General features: G+C 37.8%; 14 protein-coding genes. 4 read left to right on the forward strand and 10 right to left on the reverse strand.

All coding sequences use genetic code 11. From position 1 onward, the window contains the following. The first annotated feature begins 444 nt into the window (after nt 1-444). Nucleotides 445-1,440, forward strand: coding sequence for a helix-turn-helix domain-containing protein (locus AAHB12_RS09365; protein WP_129728317.1), 996 nt, complete (start codon nt 445-447; stop codon nt 1,438-1,440). Between the two features lie 113 nt (nt 1,441-1,553). Here AAHB12_RS09365 and AAHB12_RS09370 read toward each other — a convergent pair whose 3' ends face one another. From AAHB12_RS09370 to AAHB12_RS09380, 3 genes are all read right to left on the reverse strand, one after another. Next, nucleotides 1,554-1,697, reverse strand: coding sequence for a hypothetical protein (locus tag AAHB12_RS09370; protein WP_342045109.1), 144 nt, complete (start codon nt 1,695-1,697; stop codon nt 1,554-1,556). Between the two features lie 104 nt (nt 1,698-1,801). Then, nucleotides 1,802-3,235, reverse strand: coding sequence for a 4-hydroxyphenylacetate 3-hydroxylase family protein (locus tag AAHB12_RS09375; RefSeq protein ID WP_129728316.1), 1,434 nt, complete (start codon nt 3,233-3,235; stop codon nt 1,802-1,804). Beyond that, nucleotides 3,232-3,735 carry a cysteine dioxygenase gene (locus AAHB12_RS09380; RefSeq protein ID WP_342045110.1) on the reverse strand — a complete coding sequence of 168 codons (504 nt, stop codon included), beginning with the start codon at nt 3,733-3,735 and terminating at the stop codon, nt 3,232-3,234. The genes AAHB12_RS09375 and AAHB12_RS09380 overlap by 4 nt, the downstream gene beginning before the upstream one ends. 218 nt (nt 3,736-3,953) lie before the next feature. On the opposite strand from AAHB12_RS09380, the gene AAHB12_RS09385 reads away from it, so the two are divergent. Then, on the forward strand, nt 3,954-4,376 hold the full coding sequence (locus AAHB12_RS09385) for an RrF2 family transcriptional regulator (protein ID WP_129728314.1): 423 nt from the start codon (nt 3,954-3,956) through the stop codon (nt 4,374-4,376). Between the two features lie 583 nt (nt 4,377-4,959). On the opposite strand, the gene AAHB12_RS09390 is transcribed toward AAHB12_RS09385, so the two are convergent. After that, entirely contained in the window at nt 4,960-5,106 is a 147-nt protein-coding gene (locus tag AAHB12_RS09390) for a YjcZ family sporulation protein (protein ID WP_129728313.1), read from the reverse strand. 348 nt (nt 5,107-5,454) lie between these two features. Next, nucleotides 5,455-6,324, reverse strand: coding sequence for a LysR family transcriptional regulator (locus tag AAHB12_RS09395; RefSeq protein WP_342045111.1), 870 nt, complete (start codon nt 6,322-6,324; stop codon nt 5,455-5,457). Nucleotides 6,325-6,435: 111 nt separating this feature from the next. Between AAHB12_RS09395 and AAHB12_RS09400 the strand changes: the two genes are divergently transcribed. Both AAHB12_RS09400 and AAHB12_RS09405 read left to right on the forward strand, forming a co-directional pair. Continuing rightward, entirely contained in the window at nt 6,436-7,152 is a 717-nt protein-coding gene (locus AAHB12_RS09400; protein ID WP_342045112.1) for an AzlC family ABC transporter permease, read from the forward strand. After that, nucleotides 7,145-7,450 carry an AzlD domain-containing protein gene (locus AAHB12_RS09405; RefSeq protein ID WP_342045113.1) on the forward strand — a complete coding sequence of 102 codons (306 nt, stop codon included), beginning with the start codon at nt 7,145-7,147 and terminating at the stop codon, nt 7,448-7,450. Before AAHB12_RS09400 ends, AAHB12_RS09405 begins: the two co-directional genes overlap by 8 nt. Nucleotides 7,451-7,876: 426 nt before the next feature. Here AAHB12_RS09405 and AAHB12_RS09410 read toward each other — a convergent pair whose 3' ends face one another. From AAHB12_RS09410 to AAHB12_RS09430, 5 genes are all read right to left on the reverse strand, one after another. Next, on the reverse strand, nt 7,877-8,968 hold the full coding sequence (locus tag AAHB12_RS09410; protein ID WP_342045114.1) for an MBL fold metallo-hydrolase: 1,092 nt from the start codon (nt 8,966-8,968) through the stop codon (nt 7,877-7,879). A gap of 644 nt (nt 8,969-9,612) precedes the next feature. Continuing rightward, nucleotides 9,613-13,389 carry an AAA domain-containing protein gene (locus tag AAHB12_RS09415; RefSeq protein ID WP_342045115.1) on the reverse strand — a complete coding sequence of 1,259 codons (3,777 nt, stop codon included), beginning with the start codon at nt 13,387-13,389 and terminating at the stop codon, nt 9,613-9,615. A 1,462-nt stretch (nt 13,390-14,851) separates the two neighbouring features. Continuing rightward, nucleotides 14,852-15,757 (reverse strand): class A beta-lactamase, encoded by a 906-nt coding sequence (gene bla, locus AAHB12_RS09420; RefSeq protein WP_446715537.1) that lies wholly within the window; start codon nt 15,755-15,757, stop codon nt 14,852-14,854. Between the two features lie 313 nt (nt 15,758-16,070). Further along, entirely contained in the window at nt 16,071-17,408 is a 1,338-nt protein-coding gene (gene iscB, locus AAHB12_RS09425; RefSeq protein ID WP_342045117.1) for an RNA-guided endonuclease IscB, read from the reverse strand. A gap of 531 nt (nt 17,409-17,939) precedes the next feature. Then, entirely contained in the window at nt 17,940-18,332 is a 393-nt protein-coding gene (locus tag AAHB12_RS09430; protein ID WP_342045118.1) for a hypothetical protein, read from the reverse strand. Nucleotides 18,333-18,337: the final 5 nt, after the last annotated feature.

Here is an 18,337-nt window from a genome sequence, read left to right on the forward strand (position 1 = left end):
TTCATAGATATGTTAATTATAACATACCTATAAAACCCTTATTATTACTATAAATATTTAATTACATAAGTCTTCCTATAAGAATGGTCTATTCTTACTGATATAACCTACTTATTAAGTATTTTATAAATATCTTGTATTTCTTTTATTTGTTACAAGTAATTATCTTGTTATCAATATGCAATTTATTACTTATTTAACCTTTATCTTTAAATTAAAAATAACTTTTCATTAATAAATAAAAAGAAATGAATGATACATTATCTAATAGTTTACTTGTAATAAATAAGTGTAAGTGAAAGTTAGTGCGTGATATACTAGAATTAGAACTATACATGCTTCTTTTCTTTTATACATCTTTTATTTGTAAAGTCAGATATTGAATATTACATAGTTTGAGAAAATATATAACTGAATAGATAGAATGCTAGGAGGATCTAAAAAATGAGTGAGAATTTATTATTTATTCAAGAGGAAACCGTGACAACCAAACAGGCAGCACAATTGTTAGGGGTAAAGGAAAGTACGATTCTCCGGTATGAAAAAAATGGAATGCTTGCATCTTTGTATCCAGATTCTTGGCAGCAAGATGGTACGAAAATTTTTTATAAGAAGGATGTAGAGCAACTCCTTGAGCAGCAGCAAAAACCTGGATTGACTACTAAAGAAGCAGCCAAGATTTTAGATGTAGCCCCTTCTACTATTATTAAGCATATCCAAAAAGGAACACTGCAGGCAGAATTACAGAAATATAGAGGAAGAGATACGTATTTCATTCAAGAAGAGGAATTAGAGCGTTTCATAGATAATAATCCGATTTCTTCCTATATATATGAGCGAAAAACATTCATCGCAAATGTGGATGACACAGAAGTGTACTTGTTTCAGCCATTTGTAAATTTTGACAACAAGTTAGCACGTATTATCTCTGTAGAGGGAGAAGGAAAGGTATTAACAGAGCAAGAAGAAGTATTTCCACTGCATGAACTGAAAACTCGTGGATATAAACCTAAGGTTGTAATTGAACGTGGTTCTTATAATACGAAGCGTGGGTATGTTTCGTTTCTCTTTAAAAAACCGGCTTTTCTTCAATCCCCGACGTATACTATGATCGAGTGGCTTTATCAATATCAAGGGGCAGCGAATATTCGAATGGAGGTAAATGGGGATAATATTAAAATAGAAGTAAAACCATTTTTGTTAGAAATCAATCCGCTGCAATATCAGGAAGAGATTAGGTATATGCATCGGCATGTTGTGGATGGGGAAATAGCTGTGCGCCATAATGGAGTATTATTGGATAGTAAAATTGAAACTCTTTCTTTCTATGTAGATAAACAATTTAAGGATCAGGTAAAGATGCTTGCTAAGGAGCAAGGTGTGGGATTAGAGGAATTTTTGTTGAATGCTGTAAGGGAGTATATAAATATTAATAAATAAGAGTACACTAGCAGCCCTGATTTGGGCTGTTTTCTCATTTTCTTACTGTAGTAAGAGCTTCCATTCCAAAAATCCCCTCAATGTATAATATCCGCGTTTTGCCGTCAGGGCTCCTAGAAGCTGTTATCGTCGTGGCCACTAAACCAAGCCACACCGATACCGATAATAATAAGTAGAATAAAGGAGAACAAGCGATAGCGTAAAACCTTTACTATATCCATGTCCACAATCAGTTCCACAAGTAACTCCACCATCACTCATATACTTTCTTCTTTCATTTCGAAAGGTTAATTATGGAACTTTATCTAGGGTACTTCATTATATTTCCCCCTGTTGTATTTGGGTACAAGTCAGTTATAGGTTAATTAATATACTTTTCCACCATCTGCTTAAGTCTAGTTTTATCAAAGTTATTATACTGATTTGCCGTATTACGAATTGGGTCTCCTGCATAGAAACGCTCATATAATTCATGTCTGGACCCTAATGGACTTCCAATCAAGTCCCAGGCTAGTTTAAATAGTTTTGTCCTTTTTTCGGCTTCTATAGCAGCGCCCTTAAAATATTCCTTCAAAAGCGGGGACAACGGACCCTGGAAATCATGAACACTTGAAGGTAATTGAATAAATCCTCCAGCTCCTATAAGCTGTAATATTTCTAGCGCACGTGGATAATATTTGGCCCCCAGGTTTCTTGCTGTTTCAATATAAGTAAAGTCCGGGGTAAAGGTTCCATATTGGTCGACTTTTCCTTGAAACTCGGAAGCTATTAGTAAACCATTGATTGTTTTAACCTGCATGATCAATTCTCCGATCTTTTCCTGGACATGCAGATAAGTATTGGCTCCTATAGCGTCCGCAATTTCATATGCAAGAGCCGCCACAAATTCCAATTTTGTTCCCAACCGGACAATAGCCTGGTGATACGCTAAGCTATTCGATACGGAATCGGATTTGATTTGCCATATTGCTTCTGGGTTATCATGAAGTAAAACACGTTCCCACGGAACAAAAACATTATCGAAAATTAATAACGCATCCATCTCATCATACTGGGAACTGAGTGGGGAATCTGCTTTTTTTGAAGGCTCTGAGGCAAAGGATTCACGGCAAACTAGGTGCAAGCCTGGAGAGTTTGCTGCGACAATAAGCATGTGGGCTAGGGGCTTCTGCTCTTCTTTTAACATTCCAAGCGGATAAATAATCAAGTCATTGCTATATGGAGCTGCGGTTCCAACCATCTTGGCCCCGTTTACAAATACACCATCTTCTGTCTTTTTTGTAATTCTTAATAAGCCTAAATTTTTTACTTCTGGGACAGGTTGAATAGAACGATTAATTTGGGGATCCCGCTGCACAACGCTTAAAAAAAGATGGCGATCTCTTGCTTCTTCATAGTAGGTTCTTATTTTTCCGGGGAAGTGTTGATCAAATCGTTTATACTCTTCTCTCGAAGCATACCATCCCGTCAACCTGGATCTCGCATAATCAGATAAACGGCTCATAACACCGTCTGTTGCTTGGCTCCATACTTCAAAGGCTCTCCTTCTTTTCATTAAATCCTCATAAGAGTGAGGAATCAAAAATGCCGTATGGACATATTCATGTGTTTTGGGACTAATATATCCAATGGAGTCCCTTATATCCGGATCTTCAAACATGTCAAATAAGCTGGAAATGGTCGATAAAGTACCTGTAAAATTTTGATTTTTTGACACATCAACAATTTTTCCATCCAACCAGACATTTCTTCCGTCCTGTAAGCTTTGAATAAATTGTTCTTTGATACTTGTCATGTTTTCCCCTTCCAATCTTCCTCAATGTTTGTACTCGGAATGTAAAGTTGTCCTCCATTTAATGGTGAAGAATATACATGAAATGTAACAACGGGTGAAAATGTCGGATTAAGCATCATATGGATGGTATCGCCATTCACATGAAAGACATCACCTCTTGAATATTTTTGTATTTCTTCATATATAGGATAAGATTTATTTTCCTTTTTCTTATACACTACGTTTAACAACTCCCCTTCTACTATGACAATACACCCGATAGAAGTACCGTGGTCATGGACTAATGTTTTAGCCAATGCTGGTAAATAAATAACAATCACTTCTGTATTTTTATTTTTGAATATAACATTCCTTCCGTATTCAAGGTTCTCGGGCTGCTTTAGAAAATGGGCAATTTGATTAATATTTAAATTTAAATTCTTAACAGTAAGAGCTAAACTTTCATGTTTAAAAGATGATAAATTATTAAACGTTTCTTTAATCTCATCTAGAAAAGCCAATTGTTCCTTTCCTTTCCTTTCTTAGTGAATTCTATTTATTCTCAGTAAAATAAACAATTGTAGAGAAACATGATAAACTTAGTCGACTTTCTAGATTAGAATATGAAAAATTTGCTTGGACGTGCTTAACTTTTATTTAAATGGACGTGCTCCATGTATATATTTTTTTCAGAGAAATAGCATGGTAAAAAAGCCTTTTCTTAAGGAGGGAGCACGATTTGAAAATATCCAGTAAAGGAGAATATGCTTTAAGGACTCTTATAATGTTAGGGAAAAATGAAAACAAGCTCATTCAGGTTAAAGAAATCGCTGCGGAAACATTAGTTCCTTCACAATACCTTGAACAAATATTACTGCAATTGAAAAGTCACGGGTATGTAAAAAGCAAACGGGGAATTAATGGAGGCTATATATTGAAAGTACCAACAAATTTAATTGTCATTGGGAAAGTGATACGTGATCTCGAAGGACCGCTCGCACCAATGAGCTGTGTAAGCGTCACTGCTTACGAATATTGCCCGTTGGAGGAGAAAGCATGTGTCTTAAAACCGCTCTGGGGACTAATTCGAGACGTAGTGGCAGACCTATTGGATCACACAACCTTGAAGGACCTATTGGAGGGAAATATCTACAAAAATTAGGCGGCTACTCTCCAAGCCCTTAAAAAAATTTACATTAAGATAAAGGAGCTAAAGGAGTAGAAGTCGTCGCTAAAACTTTATATTCAACAATGTCCTTCATTTTTAGATACCATAAAATTATTATGTTAACTATAGCTATCTTCAAAATAACATCACTGAATCAGAGCTAGATTTGACTCACGTACTATTAGACACTTACAAAAATAATGTTAGTAGCGAACTTGTTAGTAAAATACCTTTGGATGGCAAAATTGCATCAAATATATCAACTTTATCAATAAAATCATATAAAAACTGATAAAAAGAGCCACCATATCAACTAACTGAATTAACTACAACTATTATAAATCCTAGTCGTCCCTGGAGGTTGCTGATTCGAATCTAGTCGGTATCATACAAATGAGAAGCCCTGAGTCCTTGGTTAAGAAAATACTGACCTGATTTGTCTACCTCCTATATCGGAGATTACGTGAACTAGCAGCCCAAATCAGGGCTGCTTTCTCATTTTCTTACTGTAGTAAGAACTTCCATTGCAAAAATCCCCTCAATGTATAATAATATCCGCGTTTTGCCGTCAGGGCTCCTAGAAGCTGTTATCGTCGTGGCCGCCAAACCAAGCCACACCGACACCGATAATAATAAGTAGGATAAAGAGAACAAGCATTAGCGTAAGACCTTTACTATGTCCATGTCCACAATCAGTTCCACCAGCAACTCCACCATCACTCATATATACTTCCCTCCTTCATTCCGAAAGGTTAATTATGGAATTTCATCTAGGTTAATTCATTATATTTCCCCCTGTTGTATTTGGGTACATATCACGAATAAATGATGAAATCGCCCATTTTTTACGTTTCTATTCTCTGGTTGGCGCTTTTATGCCATCAAGGTCATTTGTTTATGTTTCTTTTTATTTATGTGATTTGCTCAACTCAAGACATGAAGACGCATTCTGTACAGTGAAAAACACTATCAATATATTCATAACTTAATAGAGTACGTGTACAAATGAATGAAAAATAAAACACCACCCTTATTAGTTATTCAACTAAGAGGGTAGCGCATTTCTCCTCTACTACCCTTTGTAATGAAACTGTTTGATTAGAAAATCAATAAAGTACCTGCTTGATATTGGTAATGTCTTTTTGTTTTTAAAGGCTATTCCGATTGTCCTCCTAATAGATGGCTCAATTCGTTTTGCGACAAGCCGATAGCTCACCTTCTTTAGTACCATCTCTGGTAAGATCGAGATACCTAATCCATTTTCCACCATAGACATAATCGTATAATCATCATGTACATGATATTGAATGTTGGGGTATAATCCTTTTTGCTTAAATATTTCTAACGGTTCGCTTAGTCCTCCCTCATCTAATAAAATAAACGGTTCATTCACTAAGTCATCAACTGAAATAGATTCTCTGCTTGCAAGTGGATGGTCAAAGGGCAACACAGCAAGCATCTCATCGGTTGTTAGTGGAATGGTTTCCAAGTCTGTGACGGCATCTGGGTTCACAAAACCAAAATCAACACTACCTTCTTTAATGTATTGAACAATGCTTGTGTATTCCCCTTGCTGTAGGTGGAAGTGGACTGAAGAGTAGCTTTTCTTAAATTCTTTCATAAAAATTGGCAACCAATTACTAGACACACTAGAGAATGTCCCGATTCGAATATTACTGTTCTCTAACCCTCGCATTTCCTTGCTTTTCTCGATTAGTTCCCTATGGGCATAGCAGATGTTTCGAATATATGGCAAAATTTGCTCCCCGTCTGGAGTCAGACTAATTCCTTTTCGGGAGCGGAAAATTAACGTCGTTGATAGCTCTTCCTCAATTGCATGGATCATTTGGCTAACCGCTGATTGTGTATAATCGAGCTCATCTGCAGCCTTTGTAAAACTTCCTTTTTCCATTACTTTTAGAAAGACTTCATACCGATTCATAATTATCTCCTTTTGGATTAATTTTATTAATACAACTATTATAAATATTAATTTTACTAATGTAAATTCGTCTGATAGAATCAAAGAAATTTAACATCAGGGGGATTGGACATGAACACAAAAGGAGCGTTATGGAGAAAAGGAGCAAAGGACGGGCTGCCAATTGCATTTGGTTACCTTGCCGTAGCGTTTAGTTTTGGCATTTTAGCAGCGAAAGCAGGGATTACCTCGATAGCAGCCGCACTTATGTCATTAATAAATCTAACATCTGCTGGACAATTTGCCGGCCTAACATTAATAGCAGCCTCGGCACATCTTGTGGAAATTGTGGTCACACAATCGATTATCAATTCACGCTACTTTCTTATGTCGGCAGCATTATCGCAAAAAATAGATACACAAACATCACTTGTTCATCGAATGATCATGGCTTTCGGAATTACCGATGAGGTATTCGGTCTGTCGATATCGGTAAATGGGAAATTAAGTCCGTTCTATACATATGGCGTTATGAGTGTTGCGATTCCTGGTTGGACACTTGGTACGTTTCTTGGTGCCTATTCCGGAGACGTCTTACCAGCGAACGTGGTAAGTGCATTAAGCATCGCACTTTACGGTATGTTGCTAGCTGTTATTATCCCTCCAGCGAAAGGAAATAACGTCTTAACTGTACTAATTTTACTTTCGATGATAGCAAGCTTTTTCTTTAGTGTGATACCAGGTTTAAAAAGCATTTCATCGGGTGTAAAGATTATCGTATTAACCTTTGTTATAGCAGGAACGGCTGCCTATTTGTTTCCGATAAAGGGAGATGTAGCCAATGAATAGTGTCTATTTCTATGTGCTAGTTATGACTGCAGTAACTTATCTCATTCGTGTGCTGCCACTAACATTAATACGAAAACAAATTAAAAATGTCTATATCCAGTCCTTTTTATACTATGTGCCATTTGTTACATTGGCTGTCATGATATTTCCAGCGATTCTAAATGCTACTGCTACAACCACCTCCGCCCTTGTTGGATTCGTCATTGCTGTAGTACTAGCTTATAAGGGTGCAAGTTTGTTTCGTGTATCGCTGTTTGCTTGTGTCGCTGTGTTTTTGGTGGAGGCCTTTGTTTTATAAATAAAAAAACAAAGTATTTCCCTTTCCTGACTTTTATATTATCTATGGAACTTAAATATTCATTGTTATGCTAAAGGGCAGAATTGTTGAAAATAACGACCTTCAACAATCGGGCATTTTTATGGAGTAATGAAAAAGAGCCCAATTTCCCTATTTTAATACAGAGAAATTGGGCTTTTTAGTATCGAAATTTCCTTAGCGTGCGAAATCCGCATTTTGTTGGCGGCAATCATTCTACTAAAAGGATAACGTATTTCTCGCATATGGAGGATATTTATTCAAATTAGTTTGATGGGCAGGGGGTACTGATGAAAAAAGGCGGATATTATACGCTAAGATTTTTCCGTGAAGGTGAATCCCTGCTGTTCTTGCGCTACCAAAGCAAAACCAGCCCTTTAAGGTCTAGATAGTTAAGAAAGGCCACAGTCACTTCCACCACAAAGCATTAGGGTATTGTGCTGAAGGGATTTGTACTGGCTCTCCAATCTTCGGTACCACAATCTCCACATTCTTCTCTTTTGTTGCTTTTATCACCCGCTCAATAGGATCATTCCAATCATGCAACGCTAGAGTGAAGGCACCCCAATGTATTGGAAGCAATACCTTCCCTTTCACATCCAAATGAGCCTGTACTGTTTCTTCTGGCATCATATGGATGTTAGCCCAACGTTCGTCATATTGACCGCATTCCATAAGTGTCAAATCAAACGGACCGTATCGTTCGCCAATTTCCTTAAAATGCGTAGCATACCCGCTATCGCCACTAAAATACACTCGATCCTGCTGACCAATAATGACCCATGAACACCATAAGGTTGCATTGCGATCAAAGAGGCTACGCCCTGAAAAATGCCTTGCCGGAGTACAGATAAGCTGAAGTCCGTCTAGTTCGGATTCCTCCCACCAATTATGTTCGGTGATATTTTCCGGTGCGACACCCCAACGTACCAAATGGCTGCCAAGACCGAGCGGCACAAAGAACCGTTTCACCTTATCCTTCAACTTTTGAATGGAGCGGTAATCAAGATGATCATAATGATCATGAGAAAAAATAACTGCATCAATTATTGGGAGTTGATTTAGATCAATGGGCACATCTTTGCTATAACGTTGGTTACTCATGAACGGAATAGGCGAAGGGGTCGGTCCAAGCATTGGATCGAGCAGCAACGTCTTTCCCTCCATTTCCAGCATTAGTGCTGAATGTCCAAACCACGTCACCCATGTTTGCTTGTGGCGCTGTATACTTCCAAAATTCACGTGCTGCATGGGAATAGGCGCAATCGGCTTCCGATTTGGGTTGCCCTTTACATAATCCCGCAAAAGCGACAAAATATCTGCCATTCCCATACCCATTGAGGTAGGAGTTTGGTTTATGAAACTCTTCCTGTTGAAGTTCGGAAGCTGGCGGAAGAGTTGTATGTCCTCTTTGGACATTTTTGCTCCAAAGGATGGGTAATAAGCTAAGAAAGATACGATACCGAATATAACGGCTGCGCATATAATGAAAATCGTCATTTGGTTATTCTCCATATCTTTATATATATCGACATATTTCCTCCATTACAGGAGCCTGACGGCAACATGTAGATACTACACGATATCATCCTGAAAATGTAGCGAATCTGGTATCATAAATTGCTGAAAACATGCATTTATCCCTATAACAACATGGGGAAGTGGATGATCGCTTCACTATTCCTAACATCCCTGAAATAATAGAATCTATAAATCCAATTAGGAAGATTGTAATTTAAAAATTAATATTCATGTTGTTCCCCTCTTTAGAAAAGCTATTTATGAAGAGCTTCTTCCCATTCCAATAAATCAGATATTACTTTCCCTAAAATAAAGGAGATAAAGGAGTAGAAATCATCGCTAAAACTTTATATTCAACAATATTCCCCATTCTTAGATACCATAAAATTATTATGTTAACTACAGCTATCTTCAAAATTACATCACTGAATCAGGGTTAGAATAACCCAACCGTTCTGATATCACTTTCGCATGTACTTCCTGTGATATACAAACTACAAGGTCATGATTTGTGTACGCTGCCTCGCTTTGTGCTTTTTCAAAACAGCAACAGTCTCATCCTTAGATATAGATAAAGACCGAAATGAAACTCACTCCGATCTTCAATCTACATATGATTCCGACTAAGAAGTCACTTTTTCGCGAACTTCCTCTTTTTTCATTAATTGCTTAATCATATGATCAATCCGTTCGATCTCAGCAGATGGGTTTTTCCACCAGTTCCGGCTCCAGATTCTTTCGATATTCCAGCCTCTTGATTCTAGAAAACGTTGCCGGTAGACATCTCTTTCTTTTGCATTTGGAGAGCTGTGATACATAGCTCCATCACATTCAATTCCGAGTACGTATCGTTGAGGGTCTCCCGGATGAACCACAGCCAAATCAATGCGATAGCCTGACATTCCCACCTGTGTAGTAACCTCATAACCAAGATTTTTGAGCTGGTTGTACACTTGTTCCTCAAATGGAGAATCAAAATGAAGTTCTTGTTGCTGAACTTGTGTATTTACGCTTTCCCCAATTTCTTGGATTACACTCTTTACTTGGTCATGCTGCAAATTGGAAACGGATTTTACATACTTTAAGTAAGATTTTAATAGGCGAGGTCCAATGTGTGCTGTATTAGAAACATTTAATTCCTCTGGCTCGACGCTAGACACCACAATAATCTCTTCTTTTGCACGAGTAACTGCAACATTTAATCGATTTTCCCCGCCTTGTTGATTTAACATACCGAAACGGTTAAAGATTTTCCCTTCCTCATTTTGAGCATACCCAATGGAGAAAACGATAATATCTCTTTCATCCCCTTGGACATTTTCAATGTTCTTTACAAAAATGCGCTCATCTAACTCTTTGCCCATAATTTGTGTATAAAGAGCATTAAATTCAGGATCCTCCTGTAGTTTCTTATCAATGATATCTAGGATTTTATCTTGTTGCTTGGCATTAAAAGTAATGACACCAATGCTTTTTCCAACCCTTCCGATCAATAGTTGTTTTAACGTTTCAACTACCTGGATAGCCTCTATTTCATTACATTGATTAATCCAGCGGCCCTGTACCTTTTTCCAAAGCAAAGCAGGAGGTGCTTTGAACGGCTCCACATTTGGCGCGATTTGTACCTGCCCATGATAAAAAGCATGGTTAGAGAAGTTAATTAATTCTTCAGATTTCGAACGATAGTGCCATTGCAGAATCTTTTCAGGAAACCTACGCTTTGCCAAGTTAAGCAAACTTTGCGATTCATCGATATCATATGCTGCGTCCTCATCTTCATCGTTAATAACTGAGACTTGGAACATATTAAAAGGAGGCAGCTGCTTCTCATCCCCTGCGACAATTACCTGTTTACCTCGATAAACAACTGGAATTCCGCTTTCCACTGTACATTGTGAAGCCTCATCAAAAATAACCACATCAAATAATCCTTCTTTGAGTGGGAAAATGGACGAGACAGTTTCTGGAGATGCAAGCCAAACCGGTAATAATTCCAATAAACCATTTTGAACATAAGCATCCACTAAACGTCGTAAAGGCCAAATCTGCCTCTTTTTCGTTACTTGATGGTTAAGGTCTTTCATTGCTTTTGTTTCTTGAGTCTTTAATCGAATCGATGTCTCTCCTAATTGATGACGTAAGAATTTCTTCGCAATCTCCCTCTTTTCATCAATGGCTTGAGCAAATAAGTCTCGAATGCGATTAAATTCATTGGATGATACCTTTTGCACATCTGGATATTGTTTTTCGATTTGGTCAATCCAATGCACATAGGCAGAATTTCTCACCATATTTACCCATAGCTCTGGAAGAGAAACTACCTGTTCATCTACTCTAAATGCTTTTTTCGTTAGTTTTTTGATCAAGGTTTTAGTCAATTCTGAACTACTTTCGAAAAAAGAGTCCATTTGCCGTAAATCATCAAAGTCCCGGTGAAGATATTCCAACATTTTATCCAGTTCCTCTATCGGAATGTCCCCTTGAGAAATACGTTCTTTCATTTTCTCAATGACGTCGTCCTTCATATACCTTTTAAGCTTCTCTATTTCTTGTGACATCTTCAGTGTTTCATTTGCTAATTCATATATAGTTTTTAATCCTTCTCGAACCTGTAGCCATTCAGAAGAATTCAAGCCTTTAAATTTATTTCCATGTAAAAGCTCTTCAATAACTTGTTTACCTGTAAAGGATGTCCACCACCATAGACGTAGTCCTTGAAGTGTTCGTTTCTTAACTGGATCTAGATCTTCATATATTTTTTCAATCTTGTTATTCACTAACCACGTATAAGCAGGTGTGATTTTATCATGATTGAGTGTTTGGATAAATAGGACAGATTGCCTCGCTCTCTCTAACACGACATTTAATGTTTCCGTTACCGAAAGTTTGTCCTTCATCTCAAGCTTAGTAAACGATTTTCTCATCTTTAAAGGATAATGCTCTGCTCCAAAACGTTCATACCATTCCCCATATGTATAAAGAGCAATTAGAGTATCTTCTAGAACCTCTTTGTTTAGTTGAGACAGGATATCCGATAAATCAACATACGTGTCTGCTTCTTCCATTGGTTTTGCTTTACCATATAAGTCATATAATCGATATCCAAAATCCTGATATTCAAATAATGCTTTTGCAATTCGATTAAGTAAAGATTCGTGTGCAGCAATTCGTTTAGATGTATTTTCTAATTCTTGCGCGGCCTGTGCAAAAAATGGTTCAGGTTGGCTAAGAATTTGTTGGATTTTTGCATAGAGCTCTTTACGGTCATTCTTTTCATCATGAATCAGTGCCACATGTTGTGAGAGATTCAAGCTATCTAAACGTTGATAAATAACATCTAATGCAGCGCGTTTTTGACAGACCACTAAAATCTTTTTCCCTTGGTGAAGTGCGTCCGTAATTAAATTGACGATAACCTGAGATTTACCTGTACCAGGAGGCCCATGCACAACCAATCCTTTTTGAAACCGGGACTCTTTTAATATTTCTTCCTGAGAACCATCAGTTTGTAATAAGTACAGCTTATCCTCCTCGTGAATCACTGTATCGCGTTCCTGCTGTTCCGCCTCGATAGGTGTTCCTAGAGTAGAGTTGTCACTCATCCAATCTTTCGGTTCGATTAATTCTTCAACTAATGCTAAATCCCCTTCCTCACTCCATTTTATTAGCTCTTCGTAATCTTTGACTAAAGAAGAACCACCTTGTGGGAAATTTCCTAATACGGCATACTCTAAGATGGACATGTTAGCTAGTTCGGGAATCTCATCCTTCTTGTACTCTTTTAGTTTGGTGATACCTGTTGGTTCAAAAGCAACTGCTTGATCGAACTTTTTAAGCCAATCCACCCATTGTTGAAAATCCTGCTTAAGAGCTAATTCACTCGCTTCTTCAAGCCATTCATCCGAGAAAGAGATACCGTTTACCTTCTTAAATGCTAAAAAGAGGGTTCGATTAATTTGCGATTCACCCTCCCCCCTCTTTAACACCCATTTTTGATGATCAGTATTCTCTTTTTCTAACCTTACTGGATAAAGGAACAATGGTGCTTGAAAAAATGTACCATCTAGCATGGTCCCTGCAACAAAAGGATATCCCAGATAAAAGTCATAAACTCCTGACTCGTCTTCAATTCCTTTCATATTGCGATACAGATCTGTAAGTTTCTTAGATATACTCAAGGACTCTTCTTGACTCATCTTTGGATATAAGACGGAAATATCTTGTTTAGAGCTAGATAAAATCTTTTTAACAATCTGCTCCGCTAATCCTTCCTCTAATCGTTTATCCAGTTCAGCTAAGTCAAAGCTCCATTTATTATATAATTTCAGTAAGCGGATTGAACGGTTTCGTTTGCTAATATCGTTTAGCTTATCCCGCATATGTCCTAATTTTTCTTTCATGGTTATCCTCTTCCTCTATTGAATAATTCTGTATGGTAATTATATGCAATTTTCATCTTTACTATTTCTGAAAATAAGTTTCAAGATTTGTCATGCGTGTAGTAAGAAAAGTACGTTCTCGTTCGATATATATTGTTAGTTATTAGAGAAGAGAAACCTTTCAAAAACGGATTTGACAAGGAAATTAATATTTAAGGGACAAAAGAGTCCTCGATATCAGAGAGAAAGGGTTTCTCATATGCAATTTTTAGTATAGCACTTTATAGAAAAATATTAACAGACTAATATCTGATTTTACTCTTTCCCCTCACACATATGTACCACCTTTAGAAGAATAAAAAATATTAGCTTCTAGGATAATTGTAAAAATGCGTTCTTGCATTGTAAAATGGGAAATTCTTATTTTTTATTTCTTCCAAAGCTTGTGGCTATTTTTATCGTAGTGGCTTTTTTAAAATCTACCTTGATTGTCTTTTATTATTTTTTTGAAGCTAAAGCTAAATGATTAACTTGATAAGTGAATTGTATGAGAATTTCGTCTTCCTCAAAAGCTAACAAACTGTTAAATACAGGATTACAAATTGTCATCCCCCACTAAAACTACACTTTGCAGAATGTAATAATGATGCCTGATAGCTAAGTAGGTTAGGCTCAATACGTTTGTTTTAGATACAAAGGTACAAATAAGTCTTATGTCTTATTTAATAGTTATTAAATATTTTTAATTCGATACGTGAAATTTTAACCTTTAATCAAGTCTACACTTGACTGTTACTCCATCGACTCCACTTGCACCTTTATTTTTATAGCCACGCAAGTAGGCTTCATTCATATTTTGATTACTTAGAATTGTTTCTAAAAGTTCCACACTCGTTTCTCCTTTCCTCTCACGTAGTAAGTGATAGCTCCCATTTTGGTTATTCTTTGAGATATTATGCTCATACTTTACCATTAACACATTCGGAGTACGTCACTTACGCATTTGTGGCGTTGAAACACTATAAATTGTTCGGCCCTTCATGAATGTATTTCATTACTATGGCTTCTGCTAACTTCTTGTGACTACCCTTTTCCGACTGTACTACTATCCGCAAGATCTCCCAGGGTAAGACAACTATCTTTCCTCTTTTACTCGCCTGATTTACTCTACAGAGTTACGCACATCTTTTTGGACTTTGACTTGTTGTGGAGTCTCATCCCTTTATAGAGCCTTGGTATCAGATTTCTGTTCGTCGAGCCAAGATTTTATTCCACGCTTCCTCCAGCCCTTACCTCACGATAAGTACCTTGCGCTTCCTTAGTGATTGATCGATGTGTACCCCCACAGTTGGACTTTCACCACCTAGATAGTTGCCATGCCTGGCACACACAAAAAAGAAGCAATTGGACATTGCTTCCTAAAACTAAAAAGTATCTAATGTCTAAACGTGTATTTTTCCTTATTTTGATACTCGCCCCTAATTCACTTGAAGACATTGAGTGCGATCTTGGCAGCCTTTGCTATAAGTTCATTATTATAGGTAGCATTCTTAGTATCATGGGTGGATAGAATCGCGATGATGATGGGGTCTCTATTCGGCGGCCAAACGATGGCAATGTCGTTTCGCGTTCCGTAGTCTCCTGCTCCGGTTTTATCGCCTACCTCCCAGCCTTTAGGTACGGCCGCACGGATCAGTTCGTCTCCAGTAGTGTTCCCCCGCATCCAATCTGTAAGGATTGTACGCTTATCATTCGGGAGCACGTCATCGACCGTGAAAGCCTTCAGGTTGGTGACAAGTGCTCTTGCTGTACTTGTATCACGGATGTCTCCTGGGATGGCACTGTTCAAATCAGTCTCGAAGCGATCAGCCTCGGTGACATTATCGCCGATTTGCCTCAGTGCTTTTTCGAATCCATTAGGGCCGCCCAGTTTCTGCAATAAAAGGTTCCCTGCGGTATTATCGCTGTAACGGATAGCAGCATCGCAGATTTCCCTAAGGGTCATCCCGGTATCCACGTGTTTCTCTGTGATTGGCGAATACGTGACTAGGTCATCTTTGGTGTAGGTGATTACCTCGTCCAGTTTGTCAATCGAGTTTTGCTGCAGCACTACCGCTGCAGCCAGAGCCTTAAAGGTGGATGTGTAAGCAAACCGTTCATCAGGTCGATAGGCTACCGTACGATTTGTGCCAGTGTCAATAGCATAGACGCCGAGCCGAGCATCAAACTTTTTCTCAAGTTGCACGAACTTTCGACTAGTCGCATGACTTGTACTTTTTGTTTGCTCTACTTTTTCTTTTGCTTCCGTCTGCTTTGATCCGTCTCCAAAGAAACTTAAGCTTACAAGACTTAAGCTTAATAGTCCAACACGCGTCCATATTTTTAACATCTTTACACCTTTCAAAAGGATCAGTCCTCCCATATCCTCGAGTGTGTGTGATCTTGGTTCAAGACCTAAATTTAACAGATTTTTCGGAAAGAAGTCCCCTCCTCAAGGAGTGGGAAGGGCATAGCCCAACGAGTAGGGAGGCTGCTGAAAAAGTCCTTGCTCTGAGCAAATAAAGAAATTTCTATCAATATACAGAAATAAAAAGGGTATATTAATCTACATATAGTAGTTGTCTAACTTCTTTTCTTCGTTAAATGGACTTTTTCAGTGCCCTCACGAGTAGGTGGGGGATGAATTTCCGATAGGCGCAAGCCTACAAAACTGAGAATTGCCAGTTATTATTATGACAAATCAATTCTAAACGACTCAAATTCACCTGTTTATAAGATTTGCCTGGAACCGTAATGTAATCTCCTTGTATGTTTTTTACATAACAACTTTGTCCACTAAATCCACTAATCCAACCAACTTGTCCAAACACACAAACTTTGTCATTCAAATGCCAGGAACCAACTGATTTTGTATTCTTTTCATTGCGTGTAGCTGTTCTATTCTTCTCTTTTCTGCCCTTACGTGCAGTTGCTTCATGTAAAGAGCGTTTTTTCTTTCTAAACTGTTTGATGTAGAGAACGTGATCCGTATTTTCTTTGATGTTTGTTATCCCTGTAGCTGCAACGGCATCATTATAATGTGTTTTTTCCAGTTGAAGTTCTTTTCTTCTTGGTGTAGTGATGCTGCCATATGTAATGTGAGCATCTGAATACTGATCAAATATCCTTCTACGAAGGATGTTCATAAAAGGTCCTTCTTTGTAGCGTTTGGTTTTCTTCTTCTCAACCATCCACTTCCAAAGAATGTTACCTTCCTGATGATTCTCATGGGTATGGCAAGTTGTGCAAACCGTAATTAAGTTGGATGCTGCGTTGCTTCCATCATGGCTTCTATAGATGATATGGTGTGTTTGTAAAATGCCACCTTTTTTCTTACAGACTTGGCAAGTGTAGTTGTCTCTTGCAAAGACAAAATATCGTACATCATAATACCCAAAGGTATCACCTTCTTGATATTCCTTGCCTTGCATGTCTGGATTCATCATCTTTTGTACGTCAAACTTTCCTACTTCTATATGAAGTTTACATGTTGGAAGTAATGAATAAAAGGTATCTATCCAATGAAACGTGTTATCTATTCTGCTCTGAATAGAAGGTGGAAGCCAACCTTTTGAACGGGATGAAGGAAAGGATATGGATATTTTACGATATCCTCCTTTCTTTTTTCCTTTCCCTTCTACATACACACGTTTTGTTTTGTACTTGAATTTTGACCTTCTGTATCGTGTTTTACGATTTCTTCTGCTTCTTCTATAGATTTTCTTTGTTTCCAGGTTGCTTTTTACATCTTGACGTAGCTCTATTTCTTTTTTTTCAAGAACTTTTTCACCAGATGTAACGGCAGCTCCAATGTGCTTTGCACCTAAATCAATTCCTAATTTTGTTTCTTGTGTTGTTTCTCCAGTTGGATACGATAACTGAATGGTAAAAGGGTTGTATCTTACAATAATTGCCTTTTGTTCTTTTAGTAGAATTCTAGCCTTACGAGTCGAACAAGGCATCAGTGGCTCTCCTCGTAAGTTTCTGACGAATACTCGCAAGTTTCGTCCCTCCTTAGAGTTTGTTTCCCTTCGTCCATGTTGGATCAGCTTCTTGCTTCAGGTTGACCGTTCCTCCTCTCAGAACTGTTACAGAGCCTGAACGACAGATTGTGCTTGGGAATCACACAAAGCCGTATTGACTTACCCAACGTAGTCACTCGCTATGGCTCACCATATACCGGAGACTGAGACTAGACAACTAGGCTTTTACAAGCCCCCACTTTCGACCAATGGAAGTCCCCTTGTGGGAAAAACATGTTAACGTTTAAGTGGTGGGTAGTTGACTCACAGCCTGATTCTATCAACTTGATTCCATAATAAACACGGAAGAACAGTGCAATGTTCATGATATTTTTATGTAATAATTCAGAATACTCATAGAATTTTCTGCTTTAATAGTGATAGAGGGGGCTAGAGCTACGATATACCGCAAAGCAACTTAGTTCTTCTACCCTTTATTCACAGGCTAAAGCGCATCTGATGCCTTTTCATTCAAGAGCGAGATGAAACCACAATCAACCTTTGTAACTTTCATTTCTCCTTTCTTACTAAATAGCCCAACAAAAAATACATCATACTAATACATAAAATCATAAATTCATATGTTCTTCCTAATGCTCCTATAGAAATAAAAAAGATAATAAGAAAACAAATTCCAAGTACCAAACAGAATCCAAAGTAAACGATTCTCCATACATTCCGGTTTAATCCAAAAGGACCTGCTCCGGTTATTACGCCGACTATGAGAAGACCAATAAGAATGACTAAAGTAAGCCTATCAGTTGCTGATGTATCGATTTCGGAGTTGAGCGCTTTCCCTAAGGATGTACCAAGTAAATACAGAAAGCCATATCCTAACGTAGCAATGATCGTTAATATCCCTAAGACAATCCCGATCTTTTTTGATAGTACATATTTCCCCATTAGCT

The sequence above is a fragment of the Bacillus sp. OTU530 genome, assembly GCF_038440375.1.